General features: G+C 64.2%; 27 protein-coding genes and 1 pseudogene. 27 read left to right on the top strand and 1 reads right to left on the bottom strand.

All coding sequences use genetic code 11. From position 1 onward, the window contains the following. Entirely contained in the window at positions 1 to 1,188 is a 1,188-nt protein-coding gene (locus RGUI_RS01680) for a DegT/DnrJ/EryC1/StrS aminotransferase family protein (protein ID WP_081531465.1), read from the top strand. A 121-nt stretch (positions 1,189 to 1,309) separates the two neighbouring features. Here RGUI_RS01680 and RGUI_RS01675 read toward each other — a convergent pair whose 3' ends face one another. Next, positions 1,310 to 1,771: a CreA family protein gene (locus tag RGUI_RS01675; protein WP_081531464.1), complete on the bottom strand. Its 462-nt coding sequence runs from the start codon at positions 1,769 to 1,771 to the stop codon at positions 1,310 to 1,312. A 136-nt stretch (positions 1,772 to 1,907) separates the two neighbouring features. Between RGUI_RS01675 and RGUI_RS01670 the strand changes: the two genes are divergently transcribed. From RGUI_RS01670 to nuoL, 26 genes and pseudogenes are all read left to right on the top strand, one after another. After that, positions 1,908 to 3,071, top strand: coding sequence for an isovaleryl-CoA dehydrogenase (locus RGUI_RS01670; RefSeq protein WP_081531463.1), 1,164 nt, complete (start codon positions 1,908 to 1,910; stop codon positions 3,069 to 3,071). Positions 3,072 to 3,109: 38 nt separating this feature from the next. Next, positions 3,110 to 3,628 (top strand): lysozyme inhibitor LprI family protein, encoded by a 519-nt coding sequence (locus RGUI_RS01665; RefSeq protein WP_081531462.1) that lies wholly within the window; start codon positions 3,110 to 3,112, stop codon positions 3,626 to 3,628. Positions 3,629 to 3,740: 112 nt separating this feature from the next. Continuing rightward, on the top strand, positions 3,741 to 5,345 hold the full coding sequence (locus RGUI_RS01660) for a carboxyl transferase domain-containing protein (RefSeq protein WP_081531461.1): 1,605 nt from the start codon (positions 3,741 to 3,743) through the stop codon (positions 5,343 to 5,345). Positions 5,346 to 5,357: 12 nt separating this feature from the next. Beyond that, on the top strand, positions 5,358 to 5,768 hold the full coding sequence (locus RGUI_RS01655) for an ASCH domain-containing protein (protein ID WP_081531460.1): 411 nt from the start codon (positions 5,358 to 5,360) through the stop codon (positions 5,766 to 5,768). A 158-nt stretch (positions 5,769 to 5,926) separates the two neighbouring features. Then, positions 5,927 to 6,337: an ASCH domain-containing protein gene (locus RGUI_RS01650; RefSeq protein ID WP_081531459.1), complete on the top strand. Its 411-nt coding sequence runs from the start codon at positions 5,927 to 5,929 to the stop codon at positions 6,335 to 6,337. A gap of 160 nt (positions 6,338 to 6,497) precedes the next feature. Next, entirely contained in the window at positions 6,498 to 6,923 is a 426-nt protein-coding gene (locus RGUI_RS01645) for an ASCH domain-containing protein (RefSeq protein WP_081531458.1), read from the top strand. Further along, positions 6,913 to 8,862, top strand: coding sequence for an acetyl/propionyl/methylcrotonyl-CoA carboxylase subunit alpha (locus tag RGUI_RS01640; protein ID WP_081531457.1), 1,950 nt, complete (start codon positions 6,913 to 6,915; stop codon positions 8,860 to 8,862). Before RGUI_RS01645 ends, RGUI_RS01640 begins: the two co-directional genes overlap by 11 nt. Beyond that, a complete protein-coding gene (locus tag RGUI_RS01635; RefSeq protein WP_081531456.1) occupies positions 8,859 to 9,518 on the top strand; it encodes a glutathione S-transferase family protein in 660 nt (219 codons plus the stop codon). Before RGUI_RS01640 ends, RGUI_RS01635 begins: the two co-directional genes overlap by 4 nt. Before the next feature lie 84 nt (positions 9,519 to 9,602). Beyond that, positions 9,603 to 10,481, top strand: a complete 879-nt coding sequence (locus RGUI_RS01630; RefSeq protein ID WP_081531455.1) for a hydroxymethylglutaryl-CoA lyase — start codon at positions 9,603 to 9,605, stop codon at positions 10,479 to 10,481. Next, positions 10,474 to 11,268, top strand: coding sequence for a crotonase/enoyl-CoA hydratase family protein (locus RGUI_RS01625; protein ID WP_081531454.1), 795 nt, complete (start codon positions 10,474 to 10,476; stop codon positions 11,266 to 11,268). Before RGUI_RS01630 ends, RGUI_RS01625 begins: the two co-directional genes overlap by 8 nt. 257 nt (positions 11,269 to 11,525) lie before the next feature. Beyond that, positions 11,526 to 11,891, top strand: a complete 366-nt coding sequence (locus tag RGUI_RS01620) for an NADH-quinone oxidoreductase subunit A (RefSeq protein WP_081535920.1) — start codon at positions 11,526 to 11,528, stop codon at positions 11,889 to 11,891. Next, positions 11,882 to 12,415 carry an NADH-quinone oxidoreductase subunit B family protein gene (locus RGUI_RS01615; protein WP_172841055.1) on the top strand — a complete coding sequence of 178 codons (534 nt, stop codon included), beginning with the start codon at positions 11,882 to 11,884 and terminating at the stop codon, positions 12,413 to 12,415. The genes RGUI_RS01620 and RGUI_RS01615 overlap by 10 nt, the downstream gene beginning before the upstream one ends. Positions 12,416 to 12,417: 2 nt before the next feature. After that, a complete protein-coding gene (locus RGUI_RS01610) occupies positions 12,418 to 13,026 on the top strand; it encodes an NADH-quinone oxidoreductase subunit C (RefSeq protein ID WP_081531452.1) in 609 nt (202 codons plus the stop codon). Continuing rightward, positions 13,026 to 14,237, top strand: coding sequence for an NADH-quinone oxidoreductase subunit D (locus RGUI_RS01605; RefSeq protein ID WP_081531451.1), 1,212 nt, complete (start codon positions 13,026 to 13,028; stop codon positions 14,235 to 14,237). Before RGUI_RS01610 ends, RGUI_RS01605 begins: the two co-directional genes overlap by 1 nt. Further along, complete coding sequence (locus RGUI_RS01600; protein WP_081531450.1) at positions 14,237 to 14,602, top strand: hypothetical protein; 366 nt, start codon at positions 14,237 to 14,239, stop codon at positions 14,600 to 14,602. Before RGUI_RS01605 ends, RGUI_RS01600 begins: the two co-directional genes overlap by 1 nt. Further along, positions 14,602 to 15,336: pseudogene (nuoE, locus tag RGUI_RS01595) on the top strand (NADH-quinone oxidoreductase subunit NuoE); the annotation flags it as partial. The gene RGUI_RS01600 and the pseudogene nuoE, both read left to right, overlap by 1 nt. Positions 15,337 to 15,411: 75 nt before the next feature. After that, positions 15,412 to 16,128, top strand: coding sequence for a hypothetical protein (locus RGUI_RS22000; RefSeq protein WP_253798741.1), 717 nt, complete (start codon positions 15,412 to 15,414; stop codon positions 16,126 to 16,128). Positions 16,129 to 16,356: 228 nt separating this feature from the next. After that, positions 16,357 to 17,652, top strand: coding sequence for an NADH-quinone oxidoreductase subunit NuoF (gene nuoF / locus RGUI_RS01585; RefSeq protein WP_081531449.1), 1,296 nt, complete (start codon positions 16,357 to 16,359; stop codon positions 17,650 to 17,652). Between the two features lie 2 nt (positions 17,653 to 17,654). Next, positions 17,655 to 18,083 (top strand): DUF5333 domain-containing protein, encoded by a 429-nt coding sequence (locus RGUI_RS01580; RefSeq protein WP_081531448.1) that lies wholly within the window; start codon positions 17,655 to 17,657, stop codon positions 18,081 to 18,083. A gap of 41 nt (positions 18,084 to 18,124) precedes the next feature. After that, a complete protein-coding gene (gene nuoG / locus RGUI_RS01575; protein WP_081531447.1) occupies positions 18,125 to 20,146 on the top strand; it encodes an NADH-quinone oxidoreductase subunit NuoG in 2,022 nt (673 codons plus the stop codon). A gap of 75 nt (positions 20,147 to 20,221) precedes the next feature. Continuing rightward, on the top strand, positions 20,222 to 21,259 hold the full coding sequence (nuoH, locus tag RGUI_RS01570) for an NADH-quinone oxidoreductase subunit NuoH (RefSeq protein WP_081531446.1): 1,038 nt from the start codon (positions 20,222 to 20,224) through the stop codon (positions 21,257 to 21,259). A 3-nt stretch (positions 21,260 to 21,262) separates the two neighbouring features. Then, positions 21,263 to 21,757 (top strand): NADH-quinone oxidoreductase subunit NuoI, encoded by a 495-nt coding sequence (gene nuoI / locus RGUI_RS01565; RefSeq protein WP_081531445.1) that lies wholly within the window; start codon positions 21,263 to 21,265, stop codon positions 21,755 to 21,757. Continuing rightward, positions 21,754 to 22,170: a carboxymuconolactone decarboxylase family protein gene (locus tag RGUI_RS01560; RefSeq protein WP_081531444.1), complete on the top strand. Its 417-nt coding sequence runs from the start codon at positions 21,754 to 21,756 to the stop codon at positions 22,168 to 22,170. The genes nuoI and RGUI_RS01560 overlap by 4 nt, the downstream gene beginning before the upstream one ends. After that, positions 22,167 to 22,775 carry an NADH-quinone oxidoreductase subunit J gene (locus RGUI_RS01555; protein WP_081531443.1) on the top strand — a complete coding sequence of 203 codons (609 nt, stop codon included), beginning with the start codon at positions 22,167 to 22,169 and terminating at the stop codon, positions 22,773 to 22,775. Before RGUI_RS01560 ends, RGUI_RS01555 begins: the two co-directional genes overlap by 4 nt. A gap of 49 nt (positions 22,776 to 22,824) precedes the next feature. Next, a complete protein-coding gene (gene nuoK, locus RGUI_RS01550) occupies positions 22,825 to 23,130 on the top strand; it encodes an NADH-quinone oxidoreductase subunit NuoK (protein ID WP_081531442.1) in 306 nt (101 codons plus the stop codon). A gap of 6 nt (positions 23,131 to 23,136) precedes the next feature. Further along, positions 23,137 to 25,236, top strand: a complete 2,100-nt coding sequence (nuoL, locus tag RGUI_RS01545; RefSeq protein ID WP_081531441.1) for an NADH-quinone oxidoreductase subunit L — start codon at positions 23,137 to 23,139, stop codon at positions 25,234 to 25,236.

The following is a 25,236-nucleotide window of genomic DNA, read 5'->3' as shown; positions in this document are numbered from 1 at the left end:
ATGACAGAGCGGTTTACCGGCAGTTTCACCCAGCAGGAATCGATCCCGGACGAGGCCATCGCGGCGGCGGTTGAGGTCATGCGCCACGGCCGCCTGCACCGCTATAACGTCGCCCCCGGTGAGGTGGCAGAGACCGCGCGACTGGAGGAGGAGTTCGCGGCCTTTACCGGCGCGCGGTATTGTCTGGCCGTGGCCTCGGGCGGATATGCGCTGGCCTGCGCCTTGCGGGCCGTCGGGGTCGGGCCGGGCGACAGGGTTTTGACCAACGCCTTCACGCTGGCCCCCGTGCCCGGTGCGATTGCCAGTGTCGGCGCGCAGCCGGTCTTCGTCGAGGTGACGGAGGATCTGGTGATCGATCTCGACCATCTGGCCTTGCGGATCGGCGAAAACGGGGCGCGGGTCCTGATGCTCAGCCACATGCGCGGGCATATCTGCGACATGGGGCGGTTGATGGAGGTCTGCGACGGCGCGGGTGTCACGGTGATCGAGGATTGCGCCCACACGATGGGGGCCGCGTGGGACGGCACGCCCTCGGGGCGGCATGGGGTGCTTGGCTGCTACTCGACCCAGACCTACAAGCACATGAATTCCGGGGAGGGCGGGCTGATCGTCAGCGATGATCCGCAGGTGATGGCCCGCGCGATCCTTCTGTCGGGCTCTTACATGCTGTTCGACCGCCACCGCGCCGCGCCGCCTGCCGCGGCATTCGAAGGTCTGGTGGGGGAGACGCCCAATGTCTCGGGCCGGATGGACAACCTGCGCGCGGCGATCCTGCGCCCTCAACTGCGGATGCTGTCCGATCAGGTGGCCCGCTGGAACCGCCTTTATCGTGCGATGGAGGCGGGGCTGGCCGATCTGCATGGCCTGCGCCTGATCCCGCGGCCCGCGGCGGAGTCATATGTCGGGTCGTCGTTCCAGTTCCTGCTGCCGGATCATGCGCCCGCCGAGATCGAGGTGTTCCTTTCCCGCTGCGCCGCCCGCGGGGTGGAGTTGAAATGGTTCGGGGCGGACAGGCCCGCAGGCTTCACCTCGCGCTATGACCACTGGGGCTATGCCGCGCCCGACAGCCTTCCGCAGACGGATCGGGTTCTGAAGGGGCTGATCGACATGCGGCTGCCGCTGACCTTCAGCGAAGAGGATTGTGCGGCAATTGCGCGGATCATTCGCGACGAGGTGGCGCGGGGTTAGGCTGCAAATCACCGAGCCCTCGTCCACAGAGGTTCCGGTGCAGAACCAACGGGGAATTGCGTGCCGCCACCCGTCGATGGCGCAGTTTGCGACCCGCCGATCCACGCAAGCCAGGCGGATTCTACTCCGCCCCGGATCCGAACAGCGGCACGGTGGAAATCGACATCTTGGCAGAGCCCTGCGTCAACTCCCGCGCGTGGACCAGATAGATCAGCGTCCGGTTCGCCTCGTCATAGACGCGCTTGATGCGCAGCGATTTCAGGATGATCGAGCGGCGCTCGCGGAACACCTCCTCCCCGTCCTTGCCGCGGTCAATGTCGCCGATCTCGATCGGGCCGGTCTGGCGGCAGGCGATGGAGGCGTTGGAGGGGTCCTCGAACCAGTTTCCCTGGCTCAGCCGGTCAAGGAAGGACCGGTCGAAATAGGCGATGTGGCAGGTGACACCTTTCACCTTGGGGTCGTGGACGGCCTCAAGAATGATGTCGTTGCCGGTCCAGTCCACGCCGATACGCCCGACCTCTTCGGCGGGGGCGGCAAGAGGGATCAGCAGGCCAAGCAGGGCGGCAAGGGCAGGGCGCTTCATGTCAGGCTCCTTCGAACGCGTTTGCAGACCAAGGTAGGAACGCCGGCGGGCCGTTACCACCGCGATTGACGCCGCAGGGGGGCGGTGGTAGTTAATGAACGGCTGTTCAATAAGCGCCACGGGAGGACGTCTGCGCATGTTTAACGCGACGATGGAATTCGACCTCGACGAGGATACGCGCAGCTTGCGCGACATGGTCCATCGCTGGGCGCAGGACCGCGTGAAGCCGCGCGCGGCAGAGATCGACCGGACGAACGAGTTCCCGGCGGATCTGTGGCGCGAGATGGGGGAGCTTGGCCTTCTAGGCGTCACCGTGCCCGAGGAATATGGCGGCGCGGGCATGAGTTATCTTGCCCACACCATCGCCATCGAGGAGATCGCCCGCGCCTCTGCCAGCGTCTCGCTGTCCTACGGCGCACATTCCAACCTGTGCGTGAACCAGATCAAGCTGAACGGCACGGATGAGCAGAAACGGAAATACCTGCCCGGCCTGATCTCGGGCACCCATGTGGGCGCGCTTGCCATGTCGGAGGCCGGGGCCGGCTCCGACGTGGTCAGCATGAAACTGCGGGCCGAGAAGAAGAACGGCTATTATACCCTCAACGGGACGAAATACTGGATCACCAACGGGCCGGATGCCGATACTCTGGTGGTCTATGCGAAAACCGATCCGGAGGCGGGGCCGAAAGGCATCACCGCCTTCATCGTTGAAAAGACAATGAAGGGGTTCTCCACATCTCCCCATTTCGACAAGCTCGGAATGCGCGGCTCGAACACGGGCGAGTTGATCTTCGAGGATGTGGAAGTCCCCTTCGAGAACGTCCTTGGCGAGGAGGGCAAGGGCGTTCGGGTGCTGATGTCGGGTCTGGACTACGAACGCGTGGTTCTGGCTGGCATCGGCACCGGAATCATGGCGGCCTGTCTGGACGAGATCATGCCCTATATGCGCGACCGCAAGCAGTTCGGCGAAAGCATCGGTAATTTTCAGCTGATGCAGGGCAAGATCGCGGACATGTACACGGCGATGAACAGCGCCCGGGCCTATGTTTATGCGGTTGCACGATCTTGTGATCGCGGCGCGGTGACGCGGCAGGACGCCGCAGCCTGCGTGTTGTACGCGTCCGAAGAGGCGATGAAACAGGCCCACCAGGCCGTGCAAGCCATGGGTGGGGCTGGATTTTTGGCCGACAGCGCGGTTGCCCGCCTGTTCCGCGATGCCAAGCTGATGGAGATCGGCGCGGGCACTTCAGAGATTCGGCGCATGCTGGTGGGGCGTGAACTTATGAAGGCGATGGGATAAATGGTGAGTTATTGACTCAACTTTCTGAGGTGACTCCCATGAAACTCCCCCTGATCCTTGCACTTGTTCTTGCCGCAGCAGCCCCCGCAACCGCCCAGCAGATCAAGTTCAGCCCCGAGGCCACGCTCGACTGCATGAAGAAGCAGCGGCTGCCCGGGGCAGACGACACCTGCATCGGTGAATCCGCGCGGAAGTGCTTTCAGCGGATGAAAAGCCCCTCCAACAGCGACATCGCGATGTGCATGCAGGCGGAGTCGGAATACTGGAAGGGCCGGATGGATGCGGCCTATGACAAGATGATGGCGCTGGCCGAGGCCGCGGATGCGGAATTCTCCAAGAACCCGAAAGCGAAGGACGTGCCGTTTCAGCTGACCGTGGACCTTGAGGCCCAGCAGCAGAAATGGGCCGAGTGGAAAGAAATCCGCTGCGCGGTAGAGGCGATGATGCGCCGCGGCACCCCCTATCCGATGACCGCCGCCGCAAGCTGCACGATGAAGCGTGTGGGCGAACAGGCGATGTTCCTGGAAAGCGCGGTCAAGTACATGGAAACGAAATGATGCACGTCCCTGCGGCGGTTTTGGGAGAGGCCGCCGCGGGGGCCAGTTGAAGGGAGACGGTGCAGATGTGGTGGGATCCGGCCTTTGAATCGCGTGTAGAAGGCGGACCCAGATGCGCCTGACGTCATCCGCGATGCCCTCTGCCGAGGGGTTCCGGGCCAACCGGGCCGCCCATCTTGACGCCCTGCGCGTGGTGCAGGAGGCCGCGTCGCAGGCCGCAGCGGGCGGTGGGGAAAAGGCGCGTGAGCGGCATCTTTCCCGGGGCAAGATGCTGCCGCGCGAACGGGTGGCCAACCTGCTCGACCCCGGCAGTCCGTTTCTGGAAATCGGCGCGACGGCCGCGCACGGGATGTATGACGGCGCGGCGCCCGCGGCGGGCGTGATCGCCGGGATCGGCCGGGTGCAGGGGCAGGAGGTCATGGTCGTCTGCAACGACGCGACCGTGAAGGGCGGCACCTATTTCCCGCTGACGGTCAAAAAGCACCTGCGCGCGCAGGAGATCGCCGAGGAATGCCATCTGCCCTGCGTCTATCTGGTCGATTCCGGCGGGGCCAACCTGCCCAATCAGGACGAGGTCTTCCCCGACCGGGACCATTTCGGGCGCATCTTCTACAATCAGGCGCGGATGAGCGCGAAGGGCATCCCGCAGATCGCGGTCGTGATGGGCTCTTGCACCGCGGGCGGGGCCTATGTGCCGGCCATGTCGGACGTGACCATCATCGTGCGCGACCAGGGGACGATCTTTCTGGCTGGCCCGCCCTTGGTAAAGGCCGCGACTGGCGAGGTGGTGAGCGCCGAAGACCTCGGCGGCGGCGATGTGCATACCCGGCTGTCGGGTGTCGCGGACTATCTGGCAGAGGATGATGCCCACGCGCTGGCCCTAGCACGCCGGGCCGTCAGCCATCTCAACCGCGAAAAGCCCGCGACGGTTCGCTGGGAAACCCCGGAAGACCCGGCCTACGACCCCGAGGAGTTGCTGGGCGTCGTGCCCGCCGATCTGCGCACCCCCTATGATATCCGCGAGGTGATTGCCCGGATCGTCGACGGCTCTCGCTTCGACGAATTCAAGCCGCGCTTCGGGGAAACCCTTGTCACCGGCTTTGCCCATGTGAGGGGCTGCCCGGTCGGGATCGTGGCCAATAACGGCGTCCTGTTTTCGGAATCCGCCCAGAAGGGCGCGCATTTCGTCGAACTGTGCAGCCAGCGCGGCACGCCGCTGATCTTCCTTCAGAACATCACCGGTTTCATGGTCGGCCGAAAGTACGAAAACGAGGGCATCGCGCGGCATGGGGCCAAGATGGTCACCGCGGTCGCCACGACGAGTGTGCCGAAGATCACGATGATCGTCGGCGGGTCCTTCGGGGCGGGCAATTACGGCATGGCCGGTCGCGCCTATCAGCCCCGGTTCCTGTGGACATGGCCGAATTCCCGCATTTCCGTGATGGGAGGCGAGCAGGCAGCGGGCGTTCTGGCGACCGTGAAACGCGACGCGATCGAACGGTCGGGGGGCACATGGACGGCCGAGGAGGAGGGTGCGTTCAAACGCCCCACCATCGAGATGTTCGAGACGCAGGGGCACCCACTTTACGCGTCTGCCCGACTGTGGGATGACGGAATCGTCGATCCGCGCAAGTCGCGGGATGTGCTGGCGCTGTCCTTGTCGGCGGCGTTGAACGCACCAATTGGTGGAACCCGTTTTGGTGTCTTTCGGATGTAGGACGCGCAGACCATGACGCTTGATGATGCCCTCGATCGGTTTCCCGGGGCGCTCGCCTATCGTCCCGGCATGGACGCGGAACAGAATGTCGAAATGCTCGAACTCATTCGTACCGGGGTCAAGACGGCCGGTTGCGCGGTATTGTCTCAATTCGATGACAGTTCGCAGGTGCCTCAGGAGGGCTGCGTCGAGATCGCGCTGGATTGGACGGGCCGACCGGTGGTTGCCACCCGCACGATCATGGTGGAGCGTCTGCGCTATTGCGATATGGACGAAATCCGCGTGCGGCCGCAGGGCGGCTATGTCGACCTTGATGACTGGCAGCGGGAATACAGCACCTTCTTCGTCCGGAATGACGGCTTCGATTCCGAGGCAGAGATGGTGATGCGTCACTTTAAGGTGATCGAGGACTTTAAGACCTAAGTCGGTATTCGGGGTTACCGTGATTGCCAATCGCGTGTTGCTCGGCTACCGATTTGCGCGGTTGGGGGAGGAACCGCGAAGTGCTGTCGGTGTAGGCAGCGCCACACTCGCGTGTCCGGAACACGTCGTGACGTTCCGGAATCCTGGAAGGACGGACGATGACCCTCGACGAGGCTTTAGAACGCTATCCCGGTGCCTTTCGTTACAAGCCAGGCGAAAACGCAGAACGCAATGCCGACGCTCTGGCCCTAATGCGCGCGGGCAAGAGAACGGCCGCCTGTGCCGCGCTTGCCGACGTTTCAGAGACCCAGAACAAGCCCGAAGCCGGCCGGATCGGAATTGCCCTCGACTGGACGGGGAACCCGGTTCTGGCCACCCGCACACTCGCCGTGGAAGAACTGCGCTACTGCGACATTGACGAAACCCATGTCGCAGCCCTGGCCGAATACGAAGACCTTGCAGACTGGCGCCGCGCCTACGGCGGCTATTTCAGGCAGGCGGGCGGTTTCGATTCGGAGATGGAGATGATCTTCGTCAGCTTTGAGGTGATCGAGGATTTCGAAGCCTAGGCCGGTGGTTCCGGGGCGTCCGATTGCCCTTCTTGCACCGGGCAACCGCGGCGTCATCGACCCGGGCAGTCGCCGTGTCGCGCCTATCCTTTCGGCGGCGTTGATCATGCCAAATCATATGTTACGGTTCGGTGTTTCCCGTGTGTAGTTGGGACATACCATGACGCTTGACGAAGCCCTCGACCGGTTCCCCGGGGCCTATCCCTATAAACCCGGCGACAGTGCCGAGCGCAACGCAGAGGCGCTTGCGCAGATGCGCTCCGGCAAGAGAACCGCGGGCAGCGCCGCCCTTGCGGAGTATTCCCGCGAAGGCTTCATGCCGGAGCCGGAGCGGATTGGCATCGCCCTTGACTGGACGGGGCGCCCCGTCTTCGCGATCAAGACGCTCGAGGTCGAACTCCTGCGCTATTGCGACATGGACGAGGCCCGCGTTTTGCCCCAGGCTGAATTCGACGACCTCGCCGACTGGCGCCGCGGATGCGCCGCCTATTTCAGGGATCAGGGCGGGTTCGATTCCGAGATGGAGATGATCTTCGTTCGCTTCGAGGTGATCGAGGAATTGGGAGGCGCACCTCATGTTTCGTAAGATCCTGGTTGCCAACCGTGGAGAGATCGCCTGCCGGGTCATCGAGACCGCGCACCGGATGGGCGTGGCCACCGTTGCCGTCTATTCCGAGGCTGATGAGCAGGCCCGCCATGTCGCACTGGCCGATCAGGCGGTGCCGATCGGTGCAGCCCCGCCGGCGGAAAGCTATCTCAAGGGCGATCTGATCATTCGCGCCGCGCTGGATACCGGGGCAGAGGCGATCCATCCCGGCTATGGCTTCCTGTCCGAGAACCCCGATTTCGTACAGGCGGTGGAGGAGGCCGGGCTGACCTTCATCGGGCCATCGGCGGCGGCGATCCGGGCGATGGGCCTGAAGGACGCGGCCAAGGCCCTGATGGAGCAGGCGGGTGTGCCTGTGGTGCCCGGCTATCACGGTGACAACCAGGCCGACGATCATCTGGCCGGCGCGGCAGAGGCCATCGGTTATCCGGTGCTGATCAAGGCCGTCGCGGGTGGTGGCGGCAAGGGCATGCGGCGGGTGGACCATGCGGACGACTTTGCCGCCGCGCTGGCCTCGGCCCGGTCGGAGGCCAAGGGCGCCTTCGGCAATGCGGACGTCCTGATCGAGAAATACATCGAACAGCCCCGCCATATCGAGGTGCAGGTCTTCGGCGACGGAACCGACGCCGTGCATCTGTACGAGCGGGACTGTTCCCTGCAACGCCGCCACCAGAAGGTGATCGAAGAGGCCCCGGCCCCCGGCATGACGCCCCAGATGCGCGCCGCGATGGGGGAGGCCGCGGTGCGCGCGGCGACGGCCATCGGTTATTCCGGCGCCGGCACGGTGGAGTTCATCGTGGACGGGTCCGAGGGGCTGCATCCCGACCGGTTCTGGTTCATGGAGATGAACACCCGGCTTCAGGTCGAACATCCAGTGACCGAGGCCGTGACCGGCCTTGACCTTGTCGAATGGCAATTGCGCGTCGCCTCGGGCGAGGGGCTGCCGCTGCGGCAGGACCAGATCCCGCTGACCGGCCACGCGTTTGAGGCGCGGCTTTATGCCGAGGACGTGCCCGCGGGCTTCCTGCCTGCCACGGGTCGGCTCGCCCATCTGGCGTTCCCGCCCGGCATTCGCGCCGATACCGGGGTGCGCACGGACGACACGATCAGCCCGTTCTATGATCCGATGATCGCCAAGATCATCGTGCATGGGGCAACCCGCGCGGTGGCGCTTAGCCGTCTGAACCGCGCGCTGGAGGATACCAAGGTCGCAGGTTCCGTTACCAATCTGGCATTCCTGATGTCGCTGGCCCGGCATCCGGGCTTTCGGGTGGGCGAGGTCGACACCGGGTTGATCGGCCGTGATCTGGCGCAACTGACTGTCGAACCGCCGGCGACGCTGCCGATGCAGGCGGCGGCCCTGCTTGCTGCGGCCGCCCCGCCCGAGGGGCCGCTGGCCGGGTTCACCCTTTGGGCGGCGCTGCGGCGCACGCTGGTTCTGCGCCACAAGGGCGAGGAGATCGCCGGCGTGGTGCTGTTCGAAGGTCCGGGCCGCGCCACGGTCGAGATCGGCGATGCCACGCTGGAGGCGCATCGCGACGGGCAGGGGTGGCGCATCGCGGGAACGGCGCCCGGTCGGGTGCTGCGCGAGGGCGCGACGATCCATGTCTTCGGCGGTGCCCAGGGCACCTTCAGTTTCGACGTGGTCGACCCGCTGGACCGGGCCGCAGGGGCCGGGGCCCATTCCGACGTGGTAGAGGCGCCGATGCCGGGCCTTGTGAAAGCCGTGCTGGCGAGCGCAGGACAGGCCGTGACAGCCGGTCAGCCCCTTGCCATTCTGGAAGCGATGAAGATGGAACACACCCTGACCGCCCCCCGCGACGGGCAGGTGGCGGAGCTCTTGGCGCAGCCCGGCACGCAGGTGGAGGCAGGTGCGGCGTTGATCCGTCTGGAAGAAACCGAAGAGGAACTTGCATGATCCGGCTGCACCACTGCGCGCAGGCGCGGTCGTTCCGGACGCTGTGGCTGATGCACGAAATGGGCCTCGATTTCGAGTTCGTGCATCATTCTTTCTTCGACAAGTCCCTGCGCCATCCCGAATTCCTTGCCCTGTCGCCCGCGGGCCGCGTGCCGGCGCTGGAAATCGACGGGCGGGTTCTGTTCGAATCCGGGGCGATCACCGAATACCTTGTCGAAACCCGCCCCGATTGCGGGCTGGGCCGCTTTCCCGGGGATGAAGACCGCGCCGATTGGCTGGAATGGCTGCATTTTGCCGAGACGATGGGCCAGCACATCGCCAGCCTGACCCAGCAGCACATCGCGCTGCGCGAGGACTGGATGCGCAGCCCCACCGTGATGAGGCTGGAAGCCAAGCGGCTGGAAAAGGTGCTGGAGGTTGTCGACCGGGTGGTGGAGCGCCATGACTGGCTGCTGCCGTCGGGCTTTTCGGCGGTCGACACGAATGTGGGCTATGGCGTGATGGTCGCGCGCCGTTTTGTGCCAGCGGACCTGCTGCCTGCCGTGGATGCCTATTTCGGGCGGCTTCAGGCGCGGGCCGGGTTTCAAAGGGCGCTGGCCGAGGATGGCCCGGCGGAAATCTACGCCCGGGATTTCTATGAGGCGCCGGATGTTTGACACTGCCGGGGCAAGGCGCGGGCGGGCACCTAGGCGAACCGGTCTTGATCTGCGCGTCGCTCCTCTTGCATCCGGAAACAGGCCATGACGGACGATGTCGAGATATTTGAGGTCGGCCCCCGCGACGGGTTGCAGAACGAACCCAACCCGATTCCCACCGCCGACAAGATCGCCCTGATCGACACGCTCAGCGGCGCGGGGTTCAAGCGGATCGAGGTGGCGAGTTTCGTCAGCCCGAAATGGGTCCCCCAGATGGCCGACAGCGCCGAGGTTCTGGCCGGGATCGCGCGGGCGCCGGGGGTGCGCTATGCCGCGCTGACGCCGAACCTGAAGGGTTATGAGCGGGCGAAGGCCGCAAAGGCGGACGAGATCGCCATTTTCGGCGCGGCGTCCGAGGGGTTCAGCCGCGCCAATATCAACGCCACCATTGCCGAGAGCCTTGATCGTTTCGCCCCGGTGGCAGAGGCCGCCCGGGCCGACGGCATGCGCATGCGCGGCTATGTCTCTTGCGTCACCGACTGCCCCTATGACGGGCCGACGCCACCGGGCAAGGTGGCCGAGGTGGCCGAACGTCTGCTGGACCTTGGCTGCTACGAGATCAGCCTTGGCGACACTATCGGACAGGGCACGCCGGAGACGGTGACGGCCATGCTGCGCGCGGTTCTGACAGTGGTGCCGGCGGAACGTCTCGCGGGGCATTTCCACGACACCGGCGGCCGCGCGCTTGAGAATATCGAGGCGTCTCTCGATTTGGGGTTGCGCGTGTTCGATGCCGCGGTGGGTGGTCTGGGCGGCTGTCCCTATGCCAAGGGGGCGACCGGCAATGTGGCGACGGAGGCGGTGGCAGAGCGGCTAAACGCGCTGGGATACCGGACCGGGCTGGATCTGGAAACGGTTCGGCGCGCGGCAGCCATGGCGCGGGCCATGCGCGGCAGTCAGACGGAGGGGCAGGGCCATGCATGATGACTTGAACGTCGATCTCGACAGCCGGGGCGTGGCGACCGTGACGCTGAACCGGCCGGACAAACACAATGCGCTGTCAAAGGGCCTGATCGACAATCTTCAGGCCGCGGCCCACAGCCTTGGCACCAATCCGAACGTGCGCGTTGTCGTCCTCACCGGGGCGGGGGCGAGTTTCTGTGCCGGTGGCGATCTGGCGTGGATGCGCGACCAGATGCAGGCCGATGGCGACACCCGCGCGGCAGAGGCACGGCGGCTGGCCCATATGCTGGGCGCGCTCAACACCCTGCCCAAGCCCCTGATCGGGCGGGTGCAGGGGCAGGCCTTCGGCGGCGGGATCGGGCTGCTTTCGGTCTGCGACGTTGCGGTGGGCGTCAATACCGCGCGGTTCGCGCTGACCGAAACCCGGCTGGGGCTGATTCCGGCGACCATCGGGCCCTATGTCGTCGCCCGGATGGGCGAAGCCGCCGCGCGGCGGGTGTTCATGTCCGGTCGGCGGTTCGGTGCGGACGAGGCCGTGGCGCTGGGCCTGCTGGCCCGATCGGTGCCCGAGGCGGAACTCGATTCCGCGACCGAAGCGGAAATCGTGCCCTATCTGGCCTGTGCGCCGGGGGCGGTGGCGAAGGCCAAGGCGCAGCTTCGCAGCCTTGGCCCGCGGATCGACGACACGGTGATCGAGCAGAGCATCGAGCGCCTTGTGGCGGCGTGGGAAAGCGAGGAGGCGGAAGAGGGAATCGCGGCCTTCTTTGACCGGCGCAAACCCCGCTGGATCGACGCCGACCCGGCCTGAGCGATCCGTTCCCGCGCCTGTTGTGACTTCACGAAATTGCGAGAAATGCACAAATTTCCTGCGTTTTTTTCCTGTGCGGCAATCCGGCCAATTTTCAATGCGCACAACTGTATACATTCACCGCACACCGCGATATCAGATGGCGCGAGAGACAGGATCGGGCATGTTGACCCGGTCCCGGTGGCACGGTTAACGTCACTGTCGGAAAACAGACGCGCAGGATGCAACATTGCGCGCTGAAGTGGAGGGTGGAAAGGGTGGAAGACCTGCTGAGGGAATATCTGCCAGTCGCGATCTTCTTCGGGATGGCCATCGGTCTGGGCCTTCTGTTGATGCTGTCCGCGCTGATCGTGGCGATCAAGAATCCCGACCCCGAGAAGCTTTCGGCCTATGAATGCGGCTTCAATGCGTTTGACGATGCGCGGATGACATTCGACGTGCGCTTCTACCTCGTCGCGATCCTGTTCATCATCTTCGACCTCGAAATCGCCTTCCTGTTCCCCTGGGCGGTGTCCTTTGGCGCCATCGGGCTGGTCGGGTTCTGGTCGATGATGGTCTTCCTGGCCGTGCTGACCATCGGCTTTGCCTACGAATGGAAGAAGGGGGCGCTGGAATGGGAGTGATGACGGGTGTCAACACCGCCGGGGCCGATCCGGAAAACGCGACGAAGGCCCTGAATGCCGAGTTGCAGGACCGCGGCTTCCTCGTCACCTCGACGGCGGATATCATCAACTGGGCGCGGACGGGCAGCTTGCACTGGATGACCTTCGGTCTGGCCTGCTGCGCGGTGGAGATGATGCACACCTCGATGCCGCGCTATGATCTTGAACGCTTCGGCACTGCGCCGCGGGCCTCTCCCCGGCAGTCCGACCTGATGATCGTGGCGGGTACGCTGACCAACAAGATGGCGCCGGCCCTGCGCAAGGTCTACGACCAGATGCCCGAGCCGCGCTACGTGATCTCCATGGGATCCTGCGCCAATGGCGGCGGCTATTACCACTATTCCTATTCGGTCGTGCGTGGCTGCGACCGCATCGTGCCGGTGGATGTCTACGTGCCGGGCTGTCCGCCGACGGCCGAGGCGCTGCTTTATGGCATCCTTCAGCTTCAGCGGAAGATCCGCCGCACCGGGACCATCGTGAGGTGAGTATGGAAGAGGCCCTGAACGAACTTGGCCAGCATATCGCGGCCAAGCGTCCCGATTGCATCCTGTCCTGGACCGTCACGCATGGGGAATTGAACCTGCGCGCCGCCCCCGCCTCGATCCTTGGTCTGGTGGAATTTCTGCGGACCGACGGCACCTGCCGGTTCTCGACGCTGGTCGATATCACTGCTGTCGACTACCCCGAGCGGGAGGCGCGTTTCGACGTCGTCTATCACTTCCTGTCTATGTACCAGAACCAGCGCATCCGCGTTCTGTGCGGTGTGCGCGAGGACGAGATGATCCCGTCGATCGAGTCGGTGCACCCGTCCGCCGACTGGTTCGAGCGCGAGGTGTTCGACATGTTCGGCATCATCTTCTCGGGCCATCCGGACCTGCGCCGCATCCTGACCGATTACGGGTTCCGCGGGCATCCCATGCGCAAGGATTTCCCGACCACCGGCTATACCGAGGTGCGCTATGACGAGGCGCAGAAACGCGTGGTCTATGAGCCGGTGAAACTGGTTCAGGAATACCGCCAGTTCGACTTCATGAGCCCGTGGGAAGGGGCCGACTACATCCTTCCCGGTGACCAAAAGGCCGAGGGGGCGAAGTGATGAAAGACAACGCTTTCCACGACGCGCGAACGGACGAACAGAAAATCCGCAACTTCAACATCAACTTTGGGCCGCAACACCCTGCTGCACATGGCGTTTTGCGATTGGTGCTAGAGCTTGACGGCGAGATCGTCGAACGCGCCGATCCGCATATCGGGCTGCTTCACCGCGGCACCGAGAAGTTGATGGAGTCGCGCACCTATCTGCAGAACCTGCCCTATTTCGACCGCCTCGACTATGTCGCGCCGATGAATCAGGAACATGCGTGGTGCCTGGCCATCGAGAAGCTGACCGGGGTTGAGGTGCCGCGCCGGGCGCAGATCATCCGGGTGCTGTATTCCGAAATCGGCCGGGTGCTGAACCACCTGCTGAACGTGACCACGCAGGCCATGGATGTGGGCGCGCTGACGCCGCCGCTCTGGGGCTTCGAGGAACGCGAAAAGCTGATGGTGTTCTACGAACGGGCTTGCGGGGCACGTCTCCACGCGGCCTATTTTCGGCCCGGGGGTGTCCATCAGGACCTGCCGCCAGAGCTGATCGAGGATATCGACACCTGGGCGAAGGAGTTCCCGCAGGTCATCAACGATATCGACGGCCTGCTGACGGAGAACCGGATCTTCAAGCAGCGGAACGCCGATATCGGCGTGGTGACCGAGAAGGACATCCTCGACTGGGGCTTTTCCGGCGTGATGGTGCGCGGCTCTGGCCTTGCATGGGATTTGCGCCGGGCGCAGCCCTATGAATGCTATGACGAGTTCGACTTTCAGATTCCGGTCGGCAAGAACGGCGACTGTTTCGACCGTTACCTTGTCAGGATGGAGGAGATGCGGCAGTCGACCTCGATCATCCGCCAGTGCTGCGACAAGTTGCGCAAGGAAAAGGGCGACGTTCTGGCCCGCGGCAAGATCACCCCGCCGACTCGTGGCGACATGAAGACCTCGATGGAAGCGCTGATCCATCACTTCAAGCTTTATACCGAGGGCTTCCACGTGCCCGCGGGCGAGGTCTATTGCGCGGTCGAGGCCCCCAAGGGCGAATTCGGCGTCTATCTGGTCGCCGACGGGACCAACAAACCCTACCGTGCCAAGCTGCGCGCGCCGGGCTTTTTGCACCTTCAGGCGCTCGACTACATCACGCGCGGTCACCAACTGGCCGACGTGGCCGCGATCATCGGCACCATGGATGTCGTGTTCGGGGAGATCGACCGCTGATGACCCTGTCGCCGGTTGTCATAGGGCTTTCGGCCGCAGGCGCGGTGTCGACGGGCGTATTGGCCGTGGGCTTTGCCGTGGCCCCGCGTTGGACCATGGCCCGTGTGTCGCACCAGATTGAAAACCTGCCCGCCGTCATGGCCGACCGGTATCTGGGCTTCACCCTGCTGGCGTTGGGGGCGGCATGGTACGGCAACATGGCCGTGATCGCGTTCCTTTTTGCCGTGTTTGCCGAGATGTCCCTTGCCGATGCGCTGATCTACCGTCGCGCGGGCAAGCCCATCGCCTCGCACATGACCGCCGGAGTGGCGGCGACGACCGTTGCCGGTCTCGCCCTTCTGGCCCAACTGACCGGAGCTGCCTGATGCTGCGCCGCCTGCATGATGAACAACCCGAAAGCTTCGCCTTCACGCCCGCCAACCTGAAATGGGCGGAAACGCAGCTGACCAAGTACCCCGAGGGCCGTCAGGCCAGCGCGATCATCCCGCTGTTGTGGCGCGCGCAGGAGCAGGAGGGGTGGCTGACCCGCCCGGCCATCGAATACGTGGCCGACATGCTGGGCATGGCCCATATCCGGGCGCTCGAGGTCGCGACCTTCTATTTCATGTTCCAGTTGCAGCCCACGGGGTCCATCGCCCATGTGCAGGTCTGCGGCACGACCTCCTGCCTGATCTGCGGGGCGGAAGACCTGATCGGGGTGTGCAAGGAAAAGATCGCCGACAAACCCCATACCCTGTCGACCGATGGCAAGTTCACATGGGAAGAGGTCGAATGCCTTGGCGCCTGTTCGAATGCCCCGATGGTGCAGATCGGCAAGGACTACTACGAGGATCTGACGGCCGAAAGCTTTGCCCGCATTCTGGATGAACTGTCCGCGGGCAAGGTTCCGACGCCGGGGCCGCAAAACGGCCGGTTCTCGTCCGAACCGCTGGGGGGCCTGACCAGCCTCGCCCGGCCGGCGATCAACGAACAGATCACGGATGCGGTGACCCAGAATGCCTCGGTCGAACTGGCGACCAGAATCGGTGACACGGTGAAACGGATAGACGGCACCGAAGTGCCCCTTTTGGCCCCCTGGGGCCGTGCGGGGGCTGCGGCGGAAGACGTCAAGACATGACGCGAAGGACGCGTTACAAATACGTCAGACGAATAACCGTCGAAGCGGAGAGAACAGATGAATATTTCTCGCAGTGAAGCAAGGATCAAGATGGCCATCTTCTGGTGGCTGATGGCCGCCGTGGCCGGCGTCTTCGTTGCCGTGGCGATGTATGCGCTCGGCCTCTGGGCGCTGATCGCACTGGCCGGTGGTGTCGGCACCATCTTCTTCCTCGGTATCTGGTGGAGCGTCAGCTTCCTCAAGACCGACGAAGAACTGGGCGCAACTGCCGCGGCGATGCGCGCAGCGGATGCCAATGTCGCCCCCTATCGCGAGGCGAATGCCAAGATCGAGATCGTTACGGCCAAGAAACCCGGCGCCGATGCGCCCAAGGTCGCCCCGACCGTTGGCAAGAGCGCCCCGAAGGCGGCTCCGGCCCCGAAACCGGCGCCCGCACCGAAACCGAAGCCGGCCCCCAAGCCTGAACCGGTTGCCGAAGAGACGCCCCCAAAGCCTGAAGCGGCTCCCGTCGCCGCGTCTCAAGAGGCGGGAACACGCCCTGAAGCTCTGTCCGGCCCCCGTGCTGGCGGTGCGGACGACCTGAAGCTGATCAAGGGCGTCGGTCCCAAGCTGGAAAAGCTCTGCAATGAACTGGGCTTCTACCATTTCGACCAGATCGCGGCCTGGACCGCGGAAGAGGTCGCATGGGTCGATGAGCATCTTGAAGGGTTCAAGGGCCGTGTCAGTCGCGATGACTGGGTCGGTCAGGCCAAGGTGCTGATGTCGTCCAACTAGGGCCGGTTCGCCGATCCGAAGGGACGACCTGAAAGACAGGCGCGACGGGGTGGGTCCCCTTCCGGGGCTCGCTGCGGCGCGGCGGGATGTGCCGAGATACGACAGGCCCCGCCCCGGACCGCGTCACAATGAAAACGCCCGGCAGGTGGCCCCGTGCCTTCTGCCGGACGCAAGACACAAGAACCGGTTGCCCGAAGGCGGCCCCGACAGAACCGACAGGGATACGACATGCTGACCGATCAGGACCGCATCTTTACCAATCTGTACGGGATGAATGACCGCAGCCTAGCGGGCGCGCGCGCCCGTGGGCATTGGGACGGCACGGCCCAGATCATCGCGAAAGGGCGAGACTGGATCATCGACGAGATGAAGAAATCCGGTCTGCGCGGTCGCGGCGGTGCTGGTTTCCCGACCGGTCTTAAATGGTCCTTCATGCCGAAGGAAAGCGACGGGAGGCCGCACTACCTCGTCATCAATGCCGACGAGTCCGAACCCGGCACCTGCAAGGACCGCGAAATCATGCGCCACGATCCGCACACGCTGATCGAGGGGGCGCTGATTTCCAGCTTCGCGATGCAGGCGCATACGAGCTATATCTACATCCGCGGCGAATACATTCGCGAGCGCGAGGCCCTGCAAGCGGCCATCGACGCGGCCTATGATGCGGGGCTGCTGGGCAAGAATGCCGCTGGGTCCGGCTGGGATTTCGACCTGTATCTCGCCCATGGCGCCGGCGCCTATATCTGTGGCGAGGAAACCGCGCTTCTGGAAAGCCTTGAAGGCAAGAAGGGCATGCCCCGGATGAAACCGCCTTTCCCGGCGGGGGCAGGGCTTTACGGCTGCCCGACCACGGTGAACAACGTTGAATCGATTGCGGTCGTGCCCACGATCCTGCGCCGCGGCGGCGACTGGTTCGCCAGCTTCGGCCGCCCCAACAATGCCGGCACCAAGCTGTTTGCCATCTCCGGCCATGTGAACCACCCCTGCGTGGTCGAGGAAAGCATGTCCATCGGTCTGCGCGAACTGCTGGATCGCCATTGCGGCGGTGTGCGCGGCGGTTGGGACAATCTCAAGGCGGTGATCCCCGGCGGGTCGTCGGTGCCGCTTTTGCCGGCTGATCTGTGTGACGACGCGATCATGGATTTCGACTGGCTGCGGGAACAAAGGTCGGGCCTTGGGACCGCGGCGGTGATCGTGATGGACCAGTCCACCGACGTCATCAAGGCGATCTGGCGGCTGTCGAAATTCTACAAGCATGAAAGCTGCGGCCAGTGCACCCCCTGCCGGGAGGGTACGGGATGGATGATGCGCGTCATGGAACGCCTGATCCGGGGCGAGGCCGAGCTGGAAGAGATCGACATGCTGTTCGACGTGACCAAGCAGGTCGAGGGTCATACGATCTGCGCCCTTGGCGACGCGGCGGCCTGGCCGATCCAGGGCCTTATCCGGCATTTCCGCGACGAGATCGAGGACCGGATCAAAGCCGCCAAGACCGGCCGCACCAGCGCGGTGGCGGCAGAATAGGGATGATTTGGGGGGGCAGACATACGGCGGCGGCGGTTGCCGCGGCCCTGTTCACGGCGGCGGGCGTGCCCGCGTCGGGGGCGCAGGAATTGCCGCCCTTGCGAGAGAACGCGCGGATCTACGACACGCTGTTCGCCGCGTCCCTGGGGGACGAGATCCAGAAGAACTGCCCCACGATTTCGGCGCGCATGTTCTTCGTCTGGCAGCAGGCCAAGAAGCTGGAAAACTACGCCCGGTCGCTTGGCTATTCGGAGGACGAGGTCAAGGCGTTCCTGAAGTCGAAGGAGGAGCGGGCGCTGATGCGGGCGCGGCGCGACGCATATCTGGCCGATCATGGCGTGGTGGAGGGCGATGCCCAGAGCTATTGCCGGCTTGGCCGGGAAGAGATGAAGAACGGAACGTTCACCGGGTCGCTCTTGCGCGGAAGATAGGAGAGACCGCCCGGCAGAGGGCGGCAAGACAGGGTTAGGGAATGGCAGAGCTACGCAAGATCATCATCGACGGGTGCGAGATCGAGGTCGATCCGGCCATGACGGTGCTTCAGGCCTGCGAAGAGGCGGGGATCGAGATCCCCCGCTTCTGCTATCACGAGCGGCTGTCCATCGCGGGCAACTGCCGGATGTGCCTTGTGGAAATCGTGGGCGGCCCGCCCAAGCCGGCGGCCTCTTGCGCGATGCAGGTCAAGGATCTGCGCCCGGGGCCCGATGGTGCGCCGCCGGTGGTCAAGACCAACAGCCCGATGGTCAAGAAGGCCCGCGAGGGCGTGATGGAGTTCCTGCTGATCAACCATCCGCTCGATTGCCCGATCTGCGACCAGGGCGGCGAATGCGATCTTCAGGACCAGGCGATGGCCTATGGCGTGGATTTCAGCCGCTATCGCGAGCCCAAGCGCGCCAACGAAGACCTCGATCTGGGGCCGCTGGTGGCCACCTGCATGACCCGGTGCATTTCCTGCACCCGCTGCGTCCGCTTCACGACTGAGGTCGCGGGGATCAGCCAGATGGGGCAGACGGGTCGCGGCGAGGATTCCGAGATCACCGCCTATCTGGGCGAGACGCTGGACAGCAACCTGCAGGGCAACATCATCGACCTGTGCCCGGTGGGCGCGCTGACCTCGAAACCCTATGCGTTCACCGCGCGCCCGTGGGAGTTGACCAAGACAGAGACCATCGACGTGATGGATGCGCTGGGGTCGAATATCCGGGTCGACACCAAGGGGCGGGAGGTGATGCGGATCATCCCGCGCAACCATGACGGCGTGAACGAGGAATGGATTTCCGACAAGACCCGCTTTGTCTGGGACGGGCTGCGCCGCCAACGGCTTGACCGCCCGTATATCCGCGAAAACGGAAAGCTGCGCCCGGCAAGCTGGGCCGAGGCGCTGACCGCCGCGGCCGATGCTATGAAGGGCAAGCAGGTGGCCGGCCTGATCGGCGATCTGGTCCCGGTCGAGGCGGCATTCGCCCTGAAAGACCTGGTCGAAGGCATCGGCGGACAGGTGGAATGCCGCACCGACGGCGCCAAGCTGCCAGAGGGGAACCGGTCGGCCTATGTCGGCACGGCGACCATCGAGGATATCGACGACGCCGAGATGATCCTGCTGATCGGCACCAACCCCCGGACGGAAGCGCCGGTTCTGAACGCGCGCATCCGCAAGGCATGGATGCGCGGGGCAGAGATCGGCCTGATCGGACCGAAGGTCGACCTGACCTATGACTACGCCCATATGGGCGACGGGCGGCAGGCGCTGGTCGACGCCGTGGCCAAGGGTGTCAGCGACGCGACCAAGGCCAAAAAGACCTTGGTGATCGTCGGGCAGGGCGCCTTGACCGAGGCCGACGGCGCCGCCGTTCTGGGGCAGGCGATGAAGATGGCCGAGGTGACCCAATCGGGCTTCCTTGTCCTGCATACCGCCGCGTCGCGCGTGGGCGCGATGGATATCGGCGCGGTGACCGAAGCCGGCATGGAGGCCGCCATCAAGGATGTGGACGTGATCTACAACCTTGGTGCCGACGAGATCGACATCGGCAACGGGACCTTCGTGATCTATCAGGGCAGCCACGGCGACCGCGGCGCGCACCGGGCCGACATCATCCTGCCGGGTGCCGCCTATACCGAGGAGACGGGCCTCTTCGTGAATACCGAGGGGCGGCCGCAACTGGCCTTGCGCGCCGGCTTCCCGCCGGGTGAGGCGAAGGAGAACTGGGCGATCCTGCGGGCGCTGTCGGGCCAGATGGGCGCAACGCTGCCCTATGACTCGCTGGCCGCCTTGCGCAAACGGCTGATTGCACAGGTGCCGCATCTGGGGCTGATCGACGAGGTGCCGGTGAATACGTGGACAGCGGTTGCCGCTGCGAAACCCGCGACGGCCGATTTCCGCTATGCGGTTGGGGATTTCTACCTGACGAACCCGATTGCCCGGGCCTCGCAACTGATGGCGAAACTGTCGGCCGATGCACGGGCGCGCGCCGCCGAAGCGGTGGCGGCGGAATAGATGGCGGGCAGAAACGACGCGTGCGCCCGCGGCGCGGCGCATGAAAGACAGACGGTGTGAGGGACGACGACGCGAATGGCTGATTTTCTGGATACAGGGCTTGGGATCGCGCTTACGCTCATGGCGCATGGGCTGATGGTGATCGCCTTCGTGATGATCTCTCTGCTGTTCCTCGTCTATGGGGACCGCAAGATCTGGGCCGCGGTGCAGATGCGCAAGGGGCCGAACGTCGTCGGGGTCTTCGGGCTTTTGCAGACGGTGGCCGACGCGCTGAAATACGTGGTGAAAGAGGTCGTGATCCCGGCGGGCGCCGACCGCCCCGTCTTCATGCTGGCGCCGCTGATTTCCTTCGTCATGGCGATGGCGGCCTGGGCGGTGATCCCGTTCTCCGACCGGTTGGTGCTGGCGAACCTGAACGTGGCGGTTCTGTACGTCTTCGCGATCTCCTCGCTTGAGGTCTACGGCGTCATCATGGGCGGCTGGGCGTCGAACTCCAAATACCCGTTCCTCGGCTCGCTCCGTTCGGCGGCGCAGATGATTTCCTATGAGGTGTCGATCGGCCTGATCATCATCGGGGTGATCCTGTCGACGGGCAGCCTGAACTTCGGCGACATCGTCGGGGCACAGGACGGACGCTTTGGCCTTTTCTCGTGGTACTGGCTGCCCCATCTGCCGATGGTGTTCCTGTTCTTCATCTCGACCCTGGCCGAGACCAACCGCCCGCCCTTCGACCTGCCGGAGGCTGAATCGGAACTCGTGGCCGGCTATCAGGTGGAGTATTCCTCCACGCCGTTCCTTCTGTTCATGGCGGGCGAATATATCGCCATCTTCCTGATGTGCGCGCTGATCACGCTCCTGTTCTTCGGCGGTTGGCTGTCGCCCATTCCGGGCCTGCCGGATGGGGCCATCTGGATGGTCGCCAAGATGGGCTTCTTCTTCTTCATGTTCGCGATGGTGAAGGCCATCGTGCCCCGCTATCGCTATGACCAGCTGATGCGGCTGGGCTGGAAGGTGTTCCTGCCGATGTCGCTGATCTGGGTCGTGGTGGTGGCGTTCTTCGCGCAATTCGAACTGTTCGGCGGCGCCTATGCCCGCTGGGCGGTGGGAGGCTGATCAATGGCTGCAATCGACTGGACCCGCGCGGGCAAGTATTTTCTGCTGATGGACTTTCTTGAGGGCATGCGGCTGGGGATGAAGTACTTCCTCGCGCCCAAGGCCACGGTGAACTACCCGCACGAAAAGGGCCCGCTTTCGCCCCGCTTCCGCGGCGAACACGCCCTGCGGCGCTACCCGAACGGGGAAGAACGCTGCATCGCCTGCAAGCTGTGCGAGGCGATCTGCCCCGCGCAGGCGATTACCATCGATGCCGAACCCCGCGCGGACGGGTCCCGTCGGACCACGCGCTATGACATCGACATGACGAAATGCATCTATTGCGGCTTCTGTCAGGAGGCCTGCCCGGTGGATGCCATTGTCGAGGGGCCGAATTTCGAATTCGCCACCGAAACCCGGGAAGAGCTGTTCTACGACAAGCAGAAGCTTCTGGACAACGGCGAGCGCTGGGAAGCCGAGATCGCCCGCAACCTAGAGATGGACGCCCCCTACCGATGAGCGATTTCGCGAAACTCTTCCAGCAGATGATGGAGCAGAGCCACAAGATGGCCCGCGCCTTCAACCCCGCGTTGGAGAGCTTTCAGGTGCATGGTTTCGACAAGCTGATGCCGACCATGCCCAAGGACTTCATGGAAATGATGTGGGGCAACACCTTCAACCCCGAGGGGCTGGATGCGCGCACCCGGCTGCTGGCGGTCATCGCGGGGCTGACGGTTCTGGGCGCGCAGGCGGATGTGCAGTTCCGCATGACCGTGCGCCACGCGCTGGAGGCCGGCGCGACCGAGCGTGAGATTTCCGAAGTGATCTACCAGATGGGCATGCTGGGCGGCATCCCCGCGATGAGCCGCGCGCTGGAACTGGCGCATGCGGTGTTCGAGGAACAGGATACGGACAAGGAGACCGGCCAATGAGCTTTGCGGACTTCGCCTTCTACTGCTTTGCGGTCGTTACCGTGGCTTCGGGCCTGTTCGTGGTCCTGGCACGCAACCCGGTGCATTCGGTGCTGTGGCTGATCCTGGCGTTCCTGTCTTCGGCGGGGCTGTTTATCCTGCTGGGGGCTGAATTTGTCGCGATGCTGCTGGTCATCGTCTATGTGGGCGCGGTCGCGGTGCTGTTCCTGTTCGTGGTGATGATGCTGGATGTCGATTTCACCGAACTCAAGGCGCACATGGCCTCCTACCTGCCGCTGGCGGCGCTGATCGGGGCGGTGTTCCTGGCGCAACTGGTGATGGTCTTCGGCGTCTGGCAGACGGCCGACACGGCCATCGAATTGCGGCAGGCCCCGGTGAGCGAGGCGCAGCACAATACGCAGGCGCTCGGCAACCTTCTTTATGACGACTACATCCATCTGTTCCAGGCCGCGGGGCTGATCCTCTTGGTGGCAATGATCGGGGCCATCGTGCTGACCCTGCGCCACCGGCCCGACATCAAGCGGCAAGACGTGCTGGCGCAGATGTATCGTGACCCGGCCAAGGCGATGGAACTGAAAGACGTGAAACCGGGGCAGGGTCTCTGACCCCGGACGAACCGACAGGACAAGCGGGCAAAAGGCCCGGAGGGACGGAATGATTGGACTTGAACATTACCTGACGGTGGCCGCGGCGCTGTTCGTCATCGGGGTCTTCGGGATCTTCGTGAACCGAAAGAACGTGATCGTCATCCTGATGTCGATCGAACTGATGCTGTTGGCGGTCAACATCAACCTCGTGGCCTTCTCTGCCGCGCTGGGGGATCTGGTGGGGCAGGTCTTCACCATGTTCGTGCTGACCGTCGCCGCGGCCGAGGCCGCCATCGGGCTTGCCATCCTCGTCTGCTTCTACCGCAATCGCGGGTCCATCGCGGTGGACGACATCAACATGATGAAGGGGTAAGGGTTCATGGAAAAGATCATCCTCTTTGCCCCGCTGATCGGGGCCATCCTGTGCGGCTTCGGCTACCGGATGCTGGGCGAAAAGGCCGCGATGTGGGTGACCACGGCAATGGTCTTCCTGTCGATGGTGCTGTCCTGGGTGGTGTTCATCGGCTTCGACGGCGAGATGCGGCAGATCGAGATCTTCCGCTGGATCGAAAGCGGTACGCTGGCCGCCGACTGGTCGATCCGGGTTGACCGGCTGACGGCAATCATGCTGATCGTGGTCACCACGGTGTCGGCCTTCGTGCATCTCTACAGCTTCGGCTACATGAATCACGACCCGGAATGGCGGGAGGGCGAAAGCTACAAGCCGCGCTTCTTCGCCTATCTGTCCTTCTTCACCTTCACCATGCTGGCGCTGGTGACCGCCGACAATATCATCCAGCTTTTCTTCGGCTGGGAGGGCGTGGGCGTCGCCTCCTACCTGCTGATCGGGTTCTACTATCGCAAACCTTCGGCGAACGCGGCGGCGATCAAGGCCTTCGTGGTCAACCGGGTGGGCGATTTCGGCTTCATCCTCGGGATTGCGTCGCTGTTCTTCCTTGTCGACAGCGTGAATTTCGATGACATCTTCGCCGCCGTCCCGACCATCGCGGAAACGGAGTTGAGCTTCCTCTCCGGCACATGGAACGCGGCCAATGTCGTCGGCGTGCTGCTTTTCATCGGGGCGATGGGCAAGTCGGCACAGCTTTTCCTGCATACATGGCTGCCCGACGCGATGGAGGGGCCGACGCCGGTTTCGGCCCTGATCCACGCCGCGACGATGGTGACGGCGGGCGTCTTCCTGATCTGCCGGATGTCGCCGCTGATGGAATTCGCACCTGCTGCGCAAACCATGGTGGTGGTGATCGGCGCCGCGACCGCGTTCTTCGCGGCCACGGTGGGCCTTGTTCAGAACGACATCAAGCGGGTGATCGCCTATTCGACCTGTTCGCAGCTGGGCTACATGTTCGTGGCGGCAGGCGTCGGCGTCTATTCCGCCGCGATGTTCCACCTGCTGACCCACGCGTTCTTCAAGGCGCTTCTGTTCCTCGCGGCGGGCTCGGTCATCCATGCGATGCATCACGAGCAGGACATGCGGAACTACGGGGGCCTCAGGAAGAAGATCCCCTTCACCTTTGCCGCGATGCTGGTTGGCACCCTTGCCATCACCGGCGTCGGCATCCCGCTGACCCATTTCGGCTTTGCCGGCTTCCTGTCCAAGGACGCGATCATCGAAAGCGCCTGGGGCGGCCATGCCTATCTGGCCTTCTGGGCGCTGGTCATCGCCGCGGCTTTCACCAGCTTCTATTCTTGGCGGCTGATGTTCATGACCTTCTGGGGGGAGCCGCGGGGCAACAAGCACACCCACGACCACGCCCATGAAAGCCCGCTGAACATGCTTGTGCCGCTGGGCGTGCTGGGGGTCGGGGCGATCTTCGCCGGGATGGTCTGGTATTCCGACTTCTTCGGTGACCATGACCAGGTGAACCAGTTCTACGGTATCCCGACGCATGAGACCGCGGCAGATGCCGGACATGGGGCAGAGGCCGGACATGGCGAGCCTGCACATGGCGAGGCCGCGCATGGGGCCGAGGCTGGTCATACGATGGCCGTCGCGCATGCCATGCCGGGCGAGGGCGCCATCTACATGGGCGCGGACAACCATTCGATGGACAACGCCCACCACGCGCCCGACTGGGTCAAGGCCGCGCCGTTCATGGCGATGCTGGCGGGTCTGTTCGTGGCCTTCACCTTCTACATCCAGTCGCCGGATCTGCCGGGCAAGTTCGCGCAGACCTTCCGGCCGCTCTACCTGTTCCTGCTGAACAAGTGGTATTTCGACGAACTGTTCGACGCGATCATCGTCAACCCCGCCCGAAATGTCGGCCGTGCCCTCTGGAAAGGGGGCGATGGCAGCATCATCGATGGCGGCATCAACGGGCTGGCGATGGGGATCATCCCGTTCTTCACCCGCGTCGCCGGGCGGATGCAATCGGGGTACCTGTTCCACTATGCCTTCGCGATGGTGATCGGCATCGCGGTTCTGATCACATGGATGACGCTGGCCGGGGGGGCGCAATAA

This window comes from Rhodovulum sp. P5, assembly GCF_002079305.1.
GTDB lineage: Bacteria > Pseudomonadota > Alphaproteobacteria > Rhodobacterales > Rhodobacteraceae > Rhodovulum.
Note: the sequence above shows the minus strand (reverse complement) of the source record. Positions and strands in the feature narration are given on the sequence as shown.